This window comes from Paenibacillus sp. FSL L8-0340, assembly GCF_038593145.1.
Classification (GTDB): Bacteria; Bacillota; Bacilli; order Paenibacillales; family Paenibacillaceae; genus Paenibacillus_AQ.
This window is the reverse complement of the sequence record NZ_CP151967.1, coordinates 5,097,440-5,112,262: the sequence shown is the minus strand read 5'-3', so window position 1 is coordinate 5,112,262 and position 14,823 is coordinate 5,097,440. Positions and strand designations below refer to the sequence as shown.

Sequence of the window (14,823 nt, the reverse complement as noted above, 5' to 3'; positions counted from 1 at the left end):
TAATGACTGGAGGATACATATCATGACAATATCCTGTGACGTGGCAATACTGGGCGGTGGAACCGGAGGTTATGTGGCGGCGATCCGCGCGGCCCAGCTGGGAAAGTCGGTTGTCGTCATCGAAATGGACAAACTGGGCGGCACCTGCCTGCACCGCGGCTGTATTCCAAGCAAGTCGCTGCTGCGCAGCGCAGAAGTGTATGCTGAGATAAATGAGAGCGAAAGTTATGGCATCGAAACAACAGGCGTGCAGCTGGTATTCCCGAAGGTGCAGCGCCGCAAGGAAGCTGTGGTGGAACAGCTTCATGAGGGTGTGCAATATTTGATGCGCAAGAATAAAATCCAGGTCCTCAAAGGGAAAGGCCGGGTCATCGGGCCTTCGATTTTCTCTCCGCGCAGCGGTGCTGTGGCGGTGGAACTGGAGAATGGCGAGATGGAGACTGTAGTCTCATCCAATCTTATTGTCGCTACAGGCTCACGCCCCCGCGTGCTGCCGGGACTTAAACCGGATGGCAAGGTTATTCTGAGCAGTGAAGAAGCGCTGACGCTTGAAGAACTGCCGTCTTCGATCATTATTGTGGGCGGCGGAGTAATCGGAGTGGAGTGGGCTTCAATGCTCGTTGATTTCGGTGTACAGGTGACTGTGGTCGAGGCCGCAGGCCAGCTGCTGCCGCTGGAGGACGAGGAAATTGCCCGGGAGCTGCTGCGTCTGCTCAAAAAACGCGGGGTCAAAGTTCTGACGGGGACAACCGTGGATGCTGAGACTTGTGTGGTAACGGAGGACGGCGTAACGATTGAAGCCCGCAAGGGAGAACAGAGTCAGAGCTTGTCCGCAGAGAAGCTGCTGGTATCTGTCGGCAGAGTAGCCAATATCGAAAATATTGGATTGGAAAATACCGATATCCGCTTCGATAAAGGTGTGATCGAGGTTAACACCAACATGCAGACGAATGAGCCGCATATCTACGGTATCGGCGATTGCATCGGCGGTCTGCAGCTGGCCCATGCTGCCAGCCATGAAGGTATTCGCGCGGTGAACCACCTGGCAGGTGAGAAGCTCCATCCCTATCATATCCATCAGGTACCCCGCTGTGTCTACACACGGCCGGAAGTGGCCAGTGTCGGATATACGGAGAAAGAGGCCAAGAATCTTGGCCATGATGTCGTGACCGGGAAATTTCCGTTCTCGGCTATCGGCAAAGCTATCGTCTACGGGATGAAGGACGGTTTTGTCAAAGTCGTTGTCGACCGAAGCAGCGGGGATATTCTCGGTGTTCAAATGATCGGACCGCATGTGACCGATCTCATCGGCGAAGCGGCGCTGGCGCAGCTGCTGGACGCCACCCCTTGGGAGATCGGCGAAGCCATCCACGCCCATCCGACGCTTTCTGAGATTATTGGAGAAGCCATGCTGGCGGTAGATGGCAAATCAATCGGTTTTTAGTATACGAGAAAGGTCCCCAAAGAGAATGCCGGATAGAGCTGGTGAAGCGTTATACGCCGAAATAGCTCTATTCCGGCTTTTCCTCTCTTTTCTTTTTGTACAGAAAGGGATTATAATGAACTCAAGCCATGTATTAGTACCAGGTTATAAGATCAGGCACAGGTTGTTATAATTTTAAACATCTAATGCAAGTTTGTACGAAACCAATTTAGTGGGATTAGGCTCACAAAACTTTTAGGAGGTACCTCTCATATGGAATCTCAAGGTACTGTAGGAGCAGTCAACAGACATCAGGAGCTTGGACTCAGCGACGGCCAGGTCATAGATATGTACAAATATATGCAGATGGGACGGAAGTACGATGAGCGCAGTCTGCTGCTGCAGCGCGCCGGGAAGATTAACTTCCATGTTTCCGGCATCGGCCAGGAGGCGGCGCAAGTGGCGGCGGCCTTTGCACTGGACCGGCAGAATGATTATTTCCTTCCGTATTACCGCGATTATGCCTTTGTGCTTACCGTGGGCATGACCATGCGCGAGCTGATGCTCTCCGTGTTCGCCAAGGCAGAGGATCCCAACAGCGGTGGACGGCAGATGCCGGGCCACTTTGGAAGCAAACGTCTGCGCATCGTAACCGGCTCAAGTCCGGTGACTACACAAGTTCCGCATGCGGTAGGTTTCGCGCTTGCGGCCAAGATGCAGAAGAAAAAGTTTGTTTCTTTTGTTACGTTCGGAGAGGGCTCCAGCAACCAGGGTGACTTTCATGAAGCGTGCAATTTCGCCGGTGTGAACAAGCTGCCGGTCATTATTTTTTGCCAGAACAACCAGTACGCCATCTCCATCCCTGCCCATAAGCAGCTCGCCGGCAAAGTCAGTGACCGTGCGCTAGGCTACGGCTTCCCGGGCATCCAGGTAGACGGCAATGATCCGCTTGAAGTGTACCGTGTCGTTAAGGAAGCGCGGGAGAGAGCTCTTAGAGGAGAAGGACCAACGCTAATCGAAGCGATGATGTACCGCCTGTCACCGCATTCCACCTCGGACAACGATCTGGCTTACCGGACCAAAGAAGAGGTTGACGAGAACTGGAAAAAGGACGGCGTCGCCGCCTTCCGCAACTATCTGATAGAGCTGGGCCTGTGGAGTGACGAACAGGAACGCGATCTGGCTGCGCAGTACAATCTTGAACTGAAAGAGGCTATTGAATATGCTGACAATGCACCGTTCCCGAAACCGGAAGATACGCTGCTGCATGTATACAGTGAATCAGACCTCAAAGGAGGAGCATAATTCATGGCAATGATGGAATATATCGATGCGATCCGGCTGGCGATGAAGGAAGAAATGGAACGCGATGAATCCGTGTTCGTGCTGGGTGAGGATGTTGGCGTTAAGGGTGGTGTGTTCACCACTACCAAAGGGCTGCAGGAGCAGTTCGGGGAAGAACGCGTGATGGATACCCCGCTGGCAGAGTCGGCGATTGCCGGAGTGGCCATTGGAGCGGCAATGTACGGCATGAAGCCCATTGCCGAAATGCAATATTCAGATTTCATGCTCCCGGCAACCAATCAGATTATTAGCGAAGCGGCCAAAATCCGTTACCGCTCCAATAACGACTGGAACTGCCCGGTTGTTATCCGCGCGCCTATCGGCGGCGGTATATTTGGCGGGCTGTATCATTCCCAGTGCCCCGAATCAATTTTCTTCGGCACACCGGGACTGAAGATTGTGGCGCCTTATTCAGCGTATGACGCCAAAGGTCTGCTGAAGGCAGCGGTCCGTGACCCGGATCCGGTCATATTCTTCGAGAACAAGAAATGCTACAAGCTGATTAAGGAAGATGTGCCGGAAGACGATTATACCGTGCCGATCGGAGAAGCGAACCTGCTGCGCGCAGGCAGCGATATTACGGTGATCGGGTACAGCCTGCCGCTGCATTTTGCGATGCAGGCGGCGGAGGAGCTGGAGCGCGAGGAAGGCATAACCGCACACATACTGGATCTTCGCACGCTGCAGCCGCTGGACCGTGAAGCCATTATTGCCGCTGCCCGTCAGACCGGCAAGGTGCTGATTGTCCATGAGGACAACAAGACCGGCGGAATCGGCGGCGAGGTGGCGGCCATTATTGCCGAACATTGCCTGTTCGAGCTCGACGCGCCGATCTTCCGGCTCTGCGGCCCTGATGTGCCCGCGATGCCGATCAGCCCGCCGATGGAGAAGTTCTTCATGCTGAGCAAAGATAAAGTGAAAGCGGAGATGCTCCGGCTGGCTCAATACTAAACATTCTGATTCTGCGGGTACATGCTTCCGAAGTGAGTTTTGTACGACGACTCAACACGAAGTATTGCTTACAAAACTTTAAGCGTATGCTTCCGAAGCGAGTTTTGTACGAAGTTGCTGCAAGAAGTATTGCTTACAAAACTTTAAGGAGTGACAATATGTCTGACAATACAAAGCTGATCGACGTGATTCTGCCGCAGCTGGCTGAGTCGCTGGTATCGGCGACGATCGGCAAATGGCTGAAGCAGCCGGGCGATCAAGTGGATCAATATGAGCCCATCTGCGATTTGATTACAGATAAAGTCAATGCAGAGCTGCCCTCCACCGTGGAAGGAACACTGGTGGAGCTGCTCGCGGAAGAGGGCCAGACCGTCAACGTTGGCGAAGTTATCGCCCGTATTGCTGTAGCTGTGGCTGCTCCCGCAGCTCCAGCGGTTCCGGCAGCTCCATCCGCCGGAGCTGGCCAGGTTAATTCCGCTCCGCAGGCGCATGCAGCAGCCAGACCGCCGTTACCAGCTGCCGGGGGTCCAGCTGACGCTCCCATGCGCTCCCGCTACTCACCGGCAGTGCAGACACTCGCCGCCGAGCACGGTATTAATCTTGCCGCTGTGCCGGGAACCGGTATGGGCGGCCGTATCACCCGGAAGGATGTGCTGACGTTCCTGGAAAGCGGCGGGGCCGCAGCCGTCCATGCCTCCAATGGAGCAGCTTCGGCAGCCGGACGGCAGGCGCACGAAGCCGCTCAGCAACCTGTGCTGCAGGCTGTTCAGACCGAAGTGCAGGAAACGCGGGAGCACGTTCGCCAGTCCGGACTGCACCTGAGCGAATCTCCGCGTATTCCGACGATTGAGGTGGAAGGCGGCCGGGGCAGCAGTTCAGAATTTTTGATCGACGTCACCCCGATCCGCAACACGATCGCCACAAGAATGCGCCAGAGTGTCTCTGAGATTCCCCATGCGTGGACAATGATTGAAGTGGATGTGACGAATCTCGTCGTGCTGCGGAATAAGCTTAAAGATGAGTTCAAGCGCAAGGAAGGCATCAACCTGACTTACCTCGCTTTTATGATGAAGTCTGTAGTCAGTGCGATTAAGGATTATCCGATTATGAACTCCGTCTGGGCGGTTGATAAAATCATTGTCAAACGCGATATCAATATTACACTTGCTGTTGGCACTGAAGATTCCGTTATGACACCGGTAATTAAGAAGGCCGATCAGAAGAACATCGCCGGACTTGCCCGGGAGATCGACGAATTAGCGCAAAAGACCCGCGACGGCAAGCTGCGCCTGGAAGATATGCAGGGGGGGACCTTTACCGTCAACAACACCGGTTCTTTCGGCTCTATTCTGTCCTACCCGATTATCAACTACCCGCAGGCGGCAATATTGACCTTTGAATCCATTGTGAAGAAGCCTGTGGTCATCAACGATATGATCGCTGTGCGCTCCATGGCCAACATTTGTCTGTCTCTGGATCACCGGATTCTGGATGGCGTCATTTGCGGCCGCTTCCTGCAGCGCGTGAAGGATAACCTGGAAGGCTACACGCCGGATAGCAAGCTGTATTAATATTTTGCAACATTCAGTGACTGGCGACTCTAATTCAAAGGGGACCTGACGTTATGAATAACCCGCAACCTGGCAAGCTGGAAGTTTCATATCACCCCCTGATGGAATATGGTGCGGCCTGGGAGCTGCAGAAGGAACATGTGCAGGCCATTGATGCCGGAACAGGCCTGGAACAGCTGATCCTTTTGCAGCATCCGCCCACTTATACCATCGGTTCTCAGAATCACCCGGAGCATCTTCTCCTCAGCGGTGAACAGCTCAAGGAGCAAGGGATTGCGCTGTTTGAAATCGACCGCGGGGGAGACATTACATATCATGGGCCGGGCCAGCTTGTCGGCTACCCGCTGCTGAAGCTTGGGGAGGACGGAAGGGTCGATCTGCACGGGTATCTCCGCCGGTTGGAGGCTGTCATTATTGATTATTTGGCTTCCTGCGGAATAGAGGGTGACCGCAAGCCCGGGTATACCGGCGTTTGGGTTGGCGACCAGAAGATTTGTGCGATTGGTGTCAAGTTTAACAGAAGCAAATCACGCAGAGGCTTTATTACCAGCCACGGCTTTGCCTTCAACATCTCTGCGGGGATTGGCGGGCGCGGGTTTCAGGGGATTATCCCCTGCGGCATTGCGGAATATGGGGTAACTTCGCTGGAGGAATGCACCGGCCGGCCCATGGATCCTGAGCAGGTATCAGAGGAGCTGATTCCTTATTTCCTGCAGCACTTTCCGTATAAGGTGATCAACCCGGCGAATCCGCATGCTCAGGCCGATTTGACGGTAACCCGGGATGTCAAATAGCGCCCGGGTAGCCCGGACGCTATTATTAACGTTCTACTTTTTGCTGTTAACCGGCCAGGAAAGGCTCGATAACCATCAGCAAGGTAGAGCCGACCATGGCGATCAGCATGACATAAATGAAGATACGGAACCATTTTTGACGTTGCATGAGTGACTCCTTTAGAATTAGTTTAAGTTAAGAGCGTACAGATATTTAAGACAGTACCACTATTGTAACGCAATCGTGAAAGAGAGGGAAGTCCAATGATATCACAAGACCGATTGATTCAGGAATTTATGGAGCTTGTCCGTATTGACAGTGAAACAAGAAACGAACGGCAAATTGCCGATGTGCTAAAAGAAAAATTCAGCGCCTTGGGTCTTACTGCTATCGAGGACGATTCCCAGGAGCGCACCGGACATGGGGCAGGCAATCTGTTCGTTACCTGGCCTGCCGATAATGGAGCTGCGGCTCCCAAGCTGCTGTTCACCTGCCATATGGATACAGTGGTTCCCGGACAGAATATCAAGCCTACTCTTGGAGAAGACGGCTGGATTACGAGCGACGGCAGCACAATTCTCGGGGCGGATGACAAAGCGGGGTTAGCTGCTTTGTTCGAAGCGATCCGTGTCATTCAGGAACAGGGTGTTGCTCACGGTCAGATCCAGTTTGTCATTACAGCCGGTGAAGAATCCGGGCTGCTTGGTGCCCGGGCCATGGACCCCAAACTGCTGGATGCTGACATGGGCTTTGCGCTGGATTCCAACGGCGAGGTTGGAGCGATTGCGGTTGCTGCGCCTTCCCAGGCTAAAGTAACAATGCAGATCTTCGGCAAATCCGCCCATGCCGGCGTGAATCCGGAAGATGGCATCAGCGCCATTCAGGTGGCAAGCAAAGCCATCTCGGCGATGAAACTGGGACGCATCGACAATGAGACTACGGCCAATATCGGCAAGTTCGCAGGCGGCGGACCAACAAATGTGGTTTGCGACCATGTGCAGCTGGATGCCGAAGCACGCAGTATTGTGCAGGAGAAGGTAGACCGGCAGGTGGCTTCCATGCGCGAAGCATTGGAGACCACAGTGCGTGAGCATGGTGCAGAATGTGAATTCCGCAGTGAGATTATTTATCCGGCCTTCAGCTTTAATGAGCATGATCCGGTTGTGATGCTTGCGGACCGCGCCATAACCTCACTCGGTCTGAAGACACGCCTGTTCCCGTCCGGCGGCGGCAGCGACGCCAATGTGTTCAATGGTCTAAAGGTACCAACGGTAAATCTGGCCATCGGTTACGAGCACATCCATACCACTAAGGAACGGATCAAAGCCGAGGACATCGTCAAAGCGGCTGAGCTGGTTGTAGCCATTGTTAAGGAAAGTGTAAAAGCTTAAAATATCATGTGCAGCAGCTGAGGCTGGGTATATGCAGTGAAGGAGCTGTTTACGGGCGATGCCCGGGAACAGCTCCTTATGTTTTTCCTGAAAAATTGGGAACGTTCCTTCAAGCGCATGGGGACTCTCGGTGGCTTAGAATGTGGACTAGAAGCTGCCGGACTCCATGGACTTTATTTTAAATAATTGCCTGTTTTTTACAAGGGAATGGACTCCAGAGACACTATTGTTCTGTTTTGAAGCCGATTTTCCCCCTTGCCAAGGTAATAACGTCTTTCCGGTCCGAAAGATCGGGAAAAAGGATTTACCAGGTATAATAACGTCTTTCCGGTCCGGATACATTCTGGGATGGAAAGGGAAAAATTCTGCGAGCGGGTTACCCCGCTTTAGGCGGACTCAGCCGTGATTCGGCTTGCAGCCGCAGGATGTAGGACAGGGGCATATCACGTCCGTACTGCAGGGTCCACCCGGCGATTACTGCTTTAATCTGCTCCGGAGTACCTACCATTGTGACTGCTTTTGAGCTTGTACGGATAAGGATGTCATTCATGTCTACATTCCTTCTTTCCCCTTAAGTTTGCTATAATACACCCTATGCAGAACTGAGCTAAAGGAGACCATAAACTATGAAAAAAGATGAAACTCACCGCAATCCCGCACTGGATGAAGAGACATTGTCTACACAGCCGATTTTTGAAGGCAAAATTATTACCCTGCAGGTGGATACGGTTAAGCTGCCGGATGGCAATACCGCAACCCGCGAGGTCGTAAAGCATCCCGGAGCTGTAGCTGTGCTTGCTCTGAATCAGGGCAAGATGCTTGTAGTGGAGCAATACCGCCAGCCGATGCACCGCACCGAGGTGGAGATCCCCGCAGGAAAGCTGGATAAAGGCGAAGATCCCTTGGCCGCTGCCGGCCGGGAGCTTCAGGAGGAGACGGGCTTCCACAGCGGCGACCTTAAGCTGCTGAAATCCTTTTATACCTCGCCCGGATTCGCGGATGAAATTATTCATTTGTATGTGACAGACAACGCCCAGGCGGGAGATATGGCACTCGATGAGGACGAATTTCTGGAGGTCTCCGAGCTTACACTGGAGGAAGCTTACCAGTACATTGCGGACGGCCGCATCGCCGACGCCAAAACGATGATGGCGGTGTATGCATGGCATCTCTATACGCTGACGGGCCAATGGCACTAGAAGGGGAAAACAAGCTGCACAGCTTCTACTGTGACCTGCATGTTCATATCGGCCGCACTACGGAAGGACAAGCTGTCAAAATCAGTGGCAGCAAGAATCTCACCTTTGCCGGAATCGCCAAGGAGGCCGCAGAGCGCAAGGGGATCGGGCTAATCGGGATTATTGACAGCCACTCCCCCGGCGTGCAACGCGATATCCGCCAGTCGCTGGAATCCGGAGAGATGACAGTGGCAGACGGTGGAGGTATTGCTTACAGGGGCACCACGATCCTGCTGGGGTCAGAGATTGAAATCCGCGAATCTGGCCGGAAGGAATGCCATGTGTTAGCCTTTATGCCGGACCTGGAGACGATGGCGGATTTCAGCAGCTGGATGAGCAAGCATATGCGCAACGTAAATCTCAGTTCCCAGCGGCTGTATGCCCCATCCAGGGAACTGCAGGATGAGATTTACGGACGCGGGGGCATTCTAATTCCGGCGCATATTTTCACACCGCATAAAGGTCTTTACGGCTGTGCCGCAGAGCGTATGGCCGAGCTGTTTGACCTGGAGCGTATCGCAGCAGTTGAGCTTGGCCTTAGCGCGGATTCGGAGATGGCAGGATACATTTCTGAGCTGGACAGCTATACCTTCCTGACCAACTCTGACGCCCACTCCCTCGGCAAAATCGGCCGTGAATACAATGTCATCGAGCTGGCTAGGCCGTCCTTCAGCGAACTGAAGCTGGCACTGGAGCGTAAGGCAGGCCGCAGGGTCAGCGCTAATTTTGGACTGAACCCGCGCCTGGGCAAGTATCACCGCACCTATTGCGCCGGATGCGGCAGCATCATTGATGAAGCGTATGCCACTTCGGAACGTTGTCCTTATTGCGGCAGTCCTAAGCTGGTGCAGGGGGTGTTTGACCGGATTCTGTCCATCGCCGACCGCGGGCAGCCCCTCGTACCGGACCATCGTCCGCCGTATCACTATCAGGTGCCGCTTGAGTTTATTCCGGGACTTGGCCCGGCCAAGATGAACGCGCTGCTGGCGGCTTTTGGCACGGAGATGAATATTCTGCATGGCGCCGGCGAGGCGGAGATTGCTGCAGTAGCGGGAACGGAGCTGGCTGCGCAGATTGTTCTTGCCCGCACGGGGGAACTTGCACTATCGGCAGGAGGCGGAGGGACGTACGGTAAAGTAATGGTGAACAAAAAGTAGAATTGCTGTGCATAACAGCGACCTGTCCAAAGGACAAGTCATAGAGCGGGATGTCTCCTCATATGGTGTAATATGTGACCGGAAAGGAGAACGTCCCGATGCGCAGTTTAAGGCTGATGATGAAGGAACAGACGCCTCTTTATATTTTTGTTGCCGTATTATTTCTCGTTGGTGTCGTTTTCGGGGCTCTGATTGTCAGTGCGTTAACGTTGGACCAGCAGCAGGAGCTGGGAGATTACATGGGGAATTTCTTCGTCACCGTTGATCAGCAGGGCCTGCCGGCTGCGCCCGACTCTTACTGGAGTATCGCCGCGCTCAATCTGAAGTGGGTGGGACTCATTTGGATTCTTGGCTTGTCGGTCATTGGGCTTCCCGGTATTCTGATCCTGGATTTTCTCAAAGGCGTGCTGATCGGCTTTACCGTCGGCTGTCTCGTCAGCCAGTATTCCTGGCACGGCATGCTGTTTGCCCTCGTCTCGGTTGCTCCGCACAATCTTGTGCTGATCCCGGTTCTGCTCGTATGCAGCGCAGCGGCTATTGCCTTCTCGCTGCTGATGATCCGCAGCAGGGTGCTGGGGAAGCGGCGTACGCCGGTGACAAGGCCTTTTGCGATGTACACCTTATTATCGCTAGGAATGGCCGTACTTGTCTTGGGCATTTCCGGTTTTGAGGCCTGGGTGACGCCGGTGATGATGAGATGGGTGACACCCATGCTCGTATCTATAGGGTGAATTAAAGAATGCTGCCGGGTGGGGTTTTCACTGGGCAGCATTTTTTTATTCCTTTGATTGCAAAAAGTTATGAATAGTAGATATTTGCAAATATAGGAATTAAAATGGTGTTGGGTGAGCAGCCGAGGAAGGAGGATACAGCAGGTGAAAAAAATAGGGATTCTGATGATTTTTTTGTTTATGGTGTCTACGAATGTTTTCGCAGAACCCGTTCAACAGAGTTTTTCAGACGGCATTCTTACCAGTGATTCGCAACTATTTGCATTGTCGGACCAAAATAAAGTTATTTGTAGTAAGATCGATAACTCGATATCTGTTTTTAACCTGTCCTCAGGCAAGGTAGCTTGGACCAAACGCTATTCCAAATTATACGATGTAAATGTGGTGAGTTCTCCGGAGAAAATCATTGTGATCGCCAAAGACAAAAACAATAAGCTGCAAAAGATCGTCCTGAGTAAGGCCGGAACGACACTCTCCACTACGGCATTTAACAGCGCTCCAATCACTAAATCAATAACAAGCAATGGGGAGTTGATCAACTGGACTCTTTTCATACGAGAAGAAAACGGAGCTGAAATTCAAGTAATCCACACCACTGCTGTTAACTAGTCCATTGAACCGTTGTCAGAGCTGTATTGCCATCACGGAATACCACTATTGAACACACTCTAAAAGCGTTTGACTTCTCAAAGCGACTCCCCCTATAATGGAAGAAGTGGTTTTATGCCCGGTGCGGTAATTTTCCAAGGGGGAGGGATACTATGGAAGCCCGGATAGACAAGATAAAGCAACAGCTACAATCCCAAGGATATAAGCTTACACCCCAACGGGAAGCAACCTTAAGAGTGCTGCTGGAGAACGAAGACGATCATTTAAGTGCAGAAGATGTGTTTATGCTTGTAAAAGAAAAGGCTCCCGAGATCGGTCTCGCCACTGTATACCGGACCCTGGAACTGCTCAGCGAGCTTCATGTCGTGGAGAAGATTAATTTCGGAGACGGAGTTGCCCGTTATGACCTGCGGACAGATACGGCGAAACATCATCATCATCATTTAATCTGTGTGCAATGCGGCACAATGGATGAAATCCGTGAGGATTGGCTCGGACCGCTGGAAGAGCGGCTGGAGAACGATTATAATTTCACGGTGCTCGATCATAGACTTGATTTTCACGGGATTTGCCACCGCTGCAAGGACAAGAATACTACGGATGGCAATACGCCCGAATAGGCTTATAGATGATAAATTACCGCACAAGCTCTCCCCGGTGTACTGCCGGAGGGGGCTTTTTAAATGATTTCATCAGGCCGACATACATATCACCGCCCGCCGGCGCATAAAGTGAAGGACGAGTTATGCTTCCGAAGCGAGTTCTGTCCGCAGCAATTCCCGGAAGTATAAGCTCACAAAACATAAGTTTATGCTTCCGAAGTGAGTCTTGTACGCAGCAACCCTGGGAAGTATAAGCTCACAAAACTTTTAGGAGGAATCCTAATGATTATTTCTGTGCCTGGAACGGTGCGCCGGCTGTATTTTTTGACCCTGCTTGTTGCATTGAGCTGTTTCTTGTATTACGCCCTGAGCTGGCTAAGCGGATGGATCAGTCCGATAGATCATTATGAAATCCCGGAAGGCACGGCAGTCCGGGCCTTTAAGGATGCCCCTGTCAGTGTGGACAGTCTGAATGCAGGGGAACGTCTGCGGCTATATTACTGGTATGGCGAGTGATTGCCCGGCCCGAAGCAGGAAGAAGCCGGAACACTGTCGAATGAACCTTAGGTGAGTTCATGCATCTGGCTTGCCGCTGTGCAGCCAGATGCTGAACTCCATGCCTAAATGCTGCATAGCCGCGAAGAGCAGCCTGAGCAGACAGGAGCGTGAATGAAATGAAGTCACACTTGCAGCCTTTTATGCAATATTTAACCGTAGAGAAAGGTTTATCTTCCAGCACGCTCGAGTCCTATGGACGAGATGTGTCGCAGTTTCTGGAGTTTGCCGAAGGCCGTGGTGCCGTTACACCGGAGGAGATTAGAAGATCGCATATTATGCAGTATCTCGCTGAGCTCCGCACCGCAGGGCGGGCAACCGCAACAGTGAACCGGAATACGGTGTCGCTGCGGGCGTTTTTTCACTATCTGCTGAAAGAACGGCTGATCATGCAGGACCCAACGCTGGATATGGAAATGATCAAACCGAGCAAAAAACCGCCGATGATCTTAAGTATCGAAGAAATCGAACGGCTGCTGGCGGCCCCTGATGATGCTACCCCCCAGGGGATGCGCGACAAGGCGATGCTAGAGCTGCTGTACGCCACCGGCATCCGGGTTACAGAACTGATTACCCTGAATGTAGAGGACGTGCATACGGACCTGAAGTTTGCCCGCTGCAGCGGGGCTTCCGGGAAGGAACGGGTAGTGCCGATCGGCGCTATTGCAGCGGAGTGCGTGGCGGGGTATACATCCGGGATGCGGGACAAGCTGCTGCGGGGAAATCAGGAGGAGCCTGCCCTGTTTCTGAACAGTCTGGGCGGACGGCTGACCCGTCAGGGCTTCTGGAAAATCATTAAAAAGTATGCGCGTGAAGCTCAGATTGAGCAGGATATCACTCCGCATACCCTTAGACATTCATTCGCTGCTCATTTGCTGGAAGGCGGTGCGGATCTGCGTTCCGTGCAGCAGATGCTTGGTCATGCGGATATTTCCACAACGCAGATCTACAGCGGGATTGCCCGCAAAAATATGAAGGAAGTCTACGAAAGCCACCATCCCCGGGCGAGGTAACTGCTGCTGCGGAATGGGTATAAGACCTGAATCGCGGGTAATCCCCGGGGAAAGGGTAAAAAGATGCTTTTTGTGAGTAAGATCGTTATGATGGAAATATACTGAAAGGATAGACCGGAGCGTGTGAACCCCGGGAGTTACTTTCGGCAGAAACGGGTACCTAAAAAGCGGGGCAATGGGCCGCTGGCTTCGGAAGGGCTGTCCCTTCGGAAGAAGGTAGAGCCGTTTCTTCTTGTTTTGCTGTAACCTAAAGAATATGCATACTACGAAGGAGTGAAGACGGACATGTCCTCATTTAAACGAATTGGATTTATCGTTCTTGATAGTGTTGGTATCGGCGAAGCGCCGGATGCGGAAAGTTTCGGTGATAAAGGGTCCCATACGCTGGGACATATTTTGGAGCGGGTGCCGGGTCTTAAGCTGCCTAATCTGCAAAAGCTGGGTCTCGCCAATATTGCACCGCTGCCGCCGCTGGAGCCTGTAGCAGCACCTGCCGGATATTACGGCAAAATGCAGGAGGTATCGGTAGGCAAGGATACAATGACCGGCCATTGGGAGCTGATGGGACTGAAGATTGAAGTTCCGTTCAACACCTATTTTGACGGATTCCCGGCAGAGCTGATTGAGAAGTTCGAAGCGGCAACCGGACGCAAGGTGATCGGCAATAAGCCGGCTTCCGGTACAGAGATTCTGGTCGAATATGGCGAAGAGCAAATGAAGACCGGGGCCTGGATTGTGTACACTTCCGCCGACAGCGTATTCCAGCTTGCTGCTCATGAAGATATTATCCCGCTGGAAGAGCTGTACAGCGCCTGCAAAATCGCCCGCGAGCTGACGATGGCTCCTGAGTTCTCGGTAGGCCGCGTAATCGCCCGCCCCTATGTCGGCGAACCGGGGAACTTTGTGCGTACTCCCAACCGCCATGACTATGCGGTCAAACCGCCGGAGCCGACGGTAATGAACGCGCTGGAGGATATCGGTAAAGACGTTATCGCTGTGGGCAAGATCAACGATATCTTCACAGGTGAAGGCGTAACAGCCACTTATCCGACAAAAAGCAATGAGCATGGCATCGAGATTACGATCCGGGAGCTGCGCAAGCCGTTTGACGGCTTCCTGTTCACGAATCTGGTAGATTTCGATTCCCTGTATGGCCACCGCCGCGATCCGGAGGGGTACGGACATGCTCTTGAGGTATTCGATCAGGCGCTTCCGGAGCTGCTATCTACACTCGGCGAAGATGACCTGCTCATTCTCTCAGCAGACCACGGCAATGATCCGATCCATAGCGGAACTGATCACACACGCGAGTATGTGCCACTCTTGATTTATAGTCCAAGATTCAAGACTCCGGGCAACCTGGGCATCCGCCAGACGTTCTCAGATGTGGCAGCGACAATTGCTGACAACTTTGGGGCCAAAGCGCCGCAATACGGGACAAGCTTTTTGGCAGAACTGAAATAA

Annotated in this window: 16 protein-coding genes; 14 read left to right on the top strand and 2 right to left on the bottom strand. The window is 52.8% G+C overall.

Going from position 1 to position 14,823, the window contains the following annotated elements; genetic code table 11:
- The first annotated feature begins 22 nt into the window (after window positions 1–22).
- The 5 genes from lpdA (at window position 23) to lipB (ending at window position 6,083) form a co-directional block, all read left to right on the top strand.
- On the top strand, window positions 23–1,444 hold the full coding sequence (lpdA, locus tag NST07_RS23330) for a dihydrolipoyl dehydrogenase (RefSeq protein WP_342480235.1): 1,422 nt from the start codon (window positions 23–25) through the stop codon (window positions 1,442–1,444).
- Window positions 1,445–1,696: 252 nt separating this feature from the next.
- The gene (locus NST07_RS23325) at window positions 1,697–2,728 is read left to right on the top strand and encodes a thiamine pyrophosphate-dependent dehydrogenase E1 component subunit alpha (RefSeq protein WP_341094724.1); all 1,032 of its coding nucleotides are present in this window, start codon (window positions 1,697–1,699) and stop codon (window positions 2,726–2,728) included.
- Window positions 2,729–2,731: 3 nt separating this feature from the next.
- Window positions 2,732–3,718 (top strand): alpha-ketoacid dehydrogenase subunit beta, encoded by a 987-nt coding sequence (locus NST07_RS23320; protein WP_038594755.1) that lies wholly within the window; start codon window positions 2,732–2,734, stop codon window positions 3,716–3,718.
- 158 nt (window positions 3,719–3,876) lie between these two features.
- A complete protein-coding gene (locus NST07_RS23315; protein ID WP_341379195.1) occupies window positions 3,877–5,289 on the top strand; it encodes a dihydrolipoamide acetyltransferase family protein in 1,413 nt (470 codons plus the stop codon).
- A 53-nt stretch (window positions 5,290–5,342) separates the two neighbouring features.
- The gene (gene lipB / locus NST07_RS23310; protein WP_341094720.1) at window positions 5,343–6,083 is read left to right on the top strand and encodes a lipoyl(octanoyl) transferase LipB; all 741 of its coding nucleotides are present in this window, start codon (window positions 5,343–5,345) and stop codon (window positions 6,081–6,083) included.
- Between the two features lie 46 nt (window positions 6,084–6,129).
- On the opposite strand, the gene prli42 is transcribed toward lipB, so the two are convergent.
- Window positions 6,130–6,231, bottom strand: coding sequence for a stressosome-associated protein Prli42 (gene prli42, locus NST07_RS23305; RefSeq protein ID WP_144024217.1), 102 nt, complete (start codon window positions 6,229–6,231; stop codon window positions 6,130–6,132).
- Window positions 6,232–6,326: 95 nt separating this feature from the next.
- On the opposite strand from prli42, the gene NST07_RS23300 reads away from it, so the two are divergent.
- Window positions 6,327–7,454 (top strand): M20/M25/M40 family metallo-hydrolase, encoded by a 1,128-nt coding sequence (locus NST07_RS23300; protein ID WP_341094719.1) that lies wholly within the window; start codon window positions 6,327–6,329, stop codon window positions 7,452–7,454.
- A 376-nt stretch (window positions 7,455–7,830) separates the two neighbouring features.
- Here the strand turns inward: NST07_RS23300 and NST07_RS23295 are convergent, their stop codons facing one another.
- Complete coding sequence (locus NST07_RS23295) at window positions 7,831–8,004, bottom strand: hypothetical protein (protein WP_341094717.1); 174 nt, start codon at window positions 8,002–8,004, stop codon at window positions 7,831–7,833.
- A 76-nt stretch (window positions 8,005–8,080) separates the two neighbouring features.
- On the opposite strand from NST07_RS23295, the gene NST07_RS23290 reads away from it, so the two are divergent.
- The 8 genes from NST07_RS23290 to deoB all read left to right on the top strand — a co-directional run bounded on the left by NST07_RS23290 (window position 8,081) and on the right by deoB (window position 14,823).
- Window positions 8,081–8,653 (top strand): NUDIX hydrolase, encoded by a 573-nt coding sequence (locus tag NST07_RS23290; RefSeq protein WP_341094715.1) that lies wholly within the window; start codon window positions 8,081–8,083, stop codon window positions 8,651–8,653.
- Window positions 8,617–9,849: an endonuclease Q family protein gene (locus tag NST07_RS23285; protein WP_342480234.1), complete on the top strand. Its 1,233-nt coding sequence runs from the start codon at window positions 8,617–8,619 to the stop codon at window positions 9,847–9,849. The genes NST07_RS23290 and NST07_RS23285 overlap by 37 nt, the downstream gene beginning before the upstream one ends.
- Before the next feature lie 98 nt (window positions 9,850–9,947).
- Complete coding sequence (gene spoIIM / locus NST07_RS23280) at window positions 9,948–10,580, top strand: stage II sporulation protein M (RefSeq protein WP_341094712.1); 633 nt, start codon at window positions 9,948–9,950, stop codon at window positions 10,578–10,580.
- Window positions 10,581–10,724: 144 nt separating this feature from the next.
- Complete coding sequence (locus tag NST07_RS23275; RefSeq protein ID WP_341094710.1) at window positions 10,725–11,189, top strand: hypothetical protein; 465 nt, start codon at window positions 10,725–10,727, stop codon at window positions 11,187–11,189.
- 152 nt (window positions 11,190–11,341) lie between these two features.
- A complete protein-coding gene (locus NST07_RS23270; RefSeq protein ID WP_038594739.1) occupies window positions 11,342–11,809 on the top strand; it encodes a Fur family transcriptional regulator in 468 nt (155 codons plus the stop codon).
- Between the two features lie 264 nt (window positions 11,810–12,073).
- Window positions 12,074–12,307 (top strand): DUF4227 family protein, encoded by a 234-nt coding sequence (locus NST07_RS23265; RefSeq protein WP_038594738.1) that lies wholly within the window; start codon window positions 12,074–12,076, stop codon window positions 12,305–12,307.
- A gap of 158 nt (window positions 12,308–12,465) precedes the next feature.
- Window positions 12,466–13,359, top strand: coding sequence for a site-specific tyrosine recombinase XerD (gene xerD / locus NST07_RS23260; protein ID WP_341094709.1), 894 nt, complete (start codon window positions 12,466–12,468; stop codon window positions 13,357–13,359).
- A gap of 285 nt (window positions 13,360–13,644) precedes the next feature.
- On the top strand, window positions 13,645–14,823 hold the full coding sequence (deoB, locus tag NST07_RS23255; RefSeq protein ID WP_341094707.1) for a phosphopentomutase: 1,179 nt from the start codon (window positions 13,645–13,647) through the stop codon (window positions 14,821–14,823).

Coding starts and splice junctions, on each gene's coding strand:
- NST07_RS23270 (WP_038594739.1), top strand. CDS start 11,342: ATGGAAGCCCGGATAGACAAGATAAAGCAACAGCTACAATCCCAAGGA.
- prli42 (WP_144024217.1), bottom strand. CDS start 6,231: ATGCAACGTCAAAAATGGTTCCGTATCTTCATTTATGTCATGCTGATC.
- spoIIM (WP_341094712.1), top strand. CDS start 9,948: ATGCGCAGTTTAAGGCTGATGATGAAGGAACAGACGCCTCTTTATATT.
- NST07_RS23315 (WP_341379195.1), top strand. CDS start 3,877: ATGTCTGACAATACAAAGCTGATCGACGTGATTCTGCCGCAGCTGGCT.
- lipB (WP_341094720.1), top strand. CDS start 5,343: ATGAATAACCCGCAACCTGGCAAGCTGGAAGTTTCATATCACCCCCTG.
- NST07_RS23300 (WP_341094719.1), top strand. CDS start 6,327: ATGATATCACAAGACCGATTGATTCAGGAATTTATGGAGCTTGTCCGT.
- NST07_RS23295 (WP_341094717.1), bottom strand. CDS start 8,004: ATGAATGACATCCTTATCCGTACAAGCTCAAAAGCAGTCACAATGGTA.
- NST07_RS23325 (WP_341094724.1), top strand. CDS start 1,697: ATGGAATCTCAAGGTACTGTAGGAGCAGTCAACAGACATCAGGAGCTT.
- lpdA (WP_342480235.1), top strand. CDS start 23: ATGACAATATCCTGTGACGTGGCAATACTGGGCGGTGGAACCGGAGGT.
- deoB (WP_341094707.1), top strand. CDS start 13,645: ATGTCCTCATTTAAACGAATTGGATTTATCGTTCTTGATAGTGTTGGT.
- xerD (WP_341094709.1), top strand. CDS start 12,466: ATGAAGTCACACTTGCAGCCTTTTATGCAATATTTAACCGTAGAGAAA.
- NST07_RS23290 (WP_341094715.1), top strand. CDS start 8,081: ATGAAAAAAGATGAAACTCACCGCAATCCCGCACTGGATGAAGAGACA.
- NST07_RS23265 (WP_038594738.1), top strand. CDS start 12,074: ATGATTATTTCTGTGCCTGGAACGGTGCGCCGGCTGTATTTTTTGACC.
- NST07_RS23285 (WP_342480234.1), top strand. CDS start 8,617: ATGGCATCTCTATACGCTGACGGGCCAATGGCACTAGAAGGGGAAAAC.
- NST07_RS23320 (WP_038594755.1), top strand. CDS start 2,732: ATGGCAATGATGGAATATATCGATGCGATCCGGCTGGCGATGAAGGAA.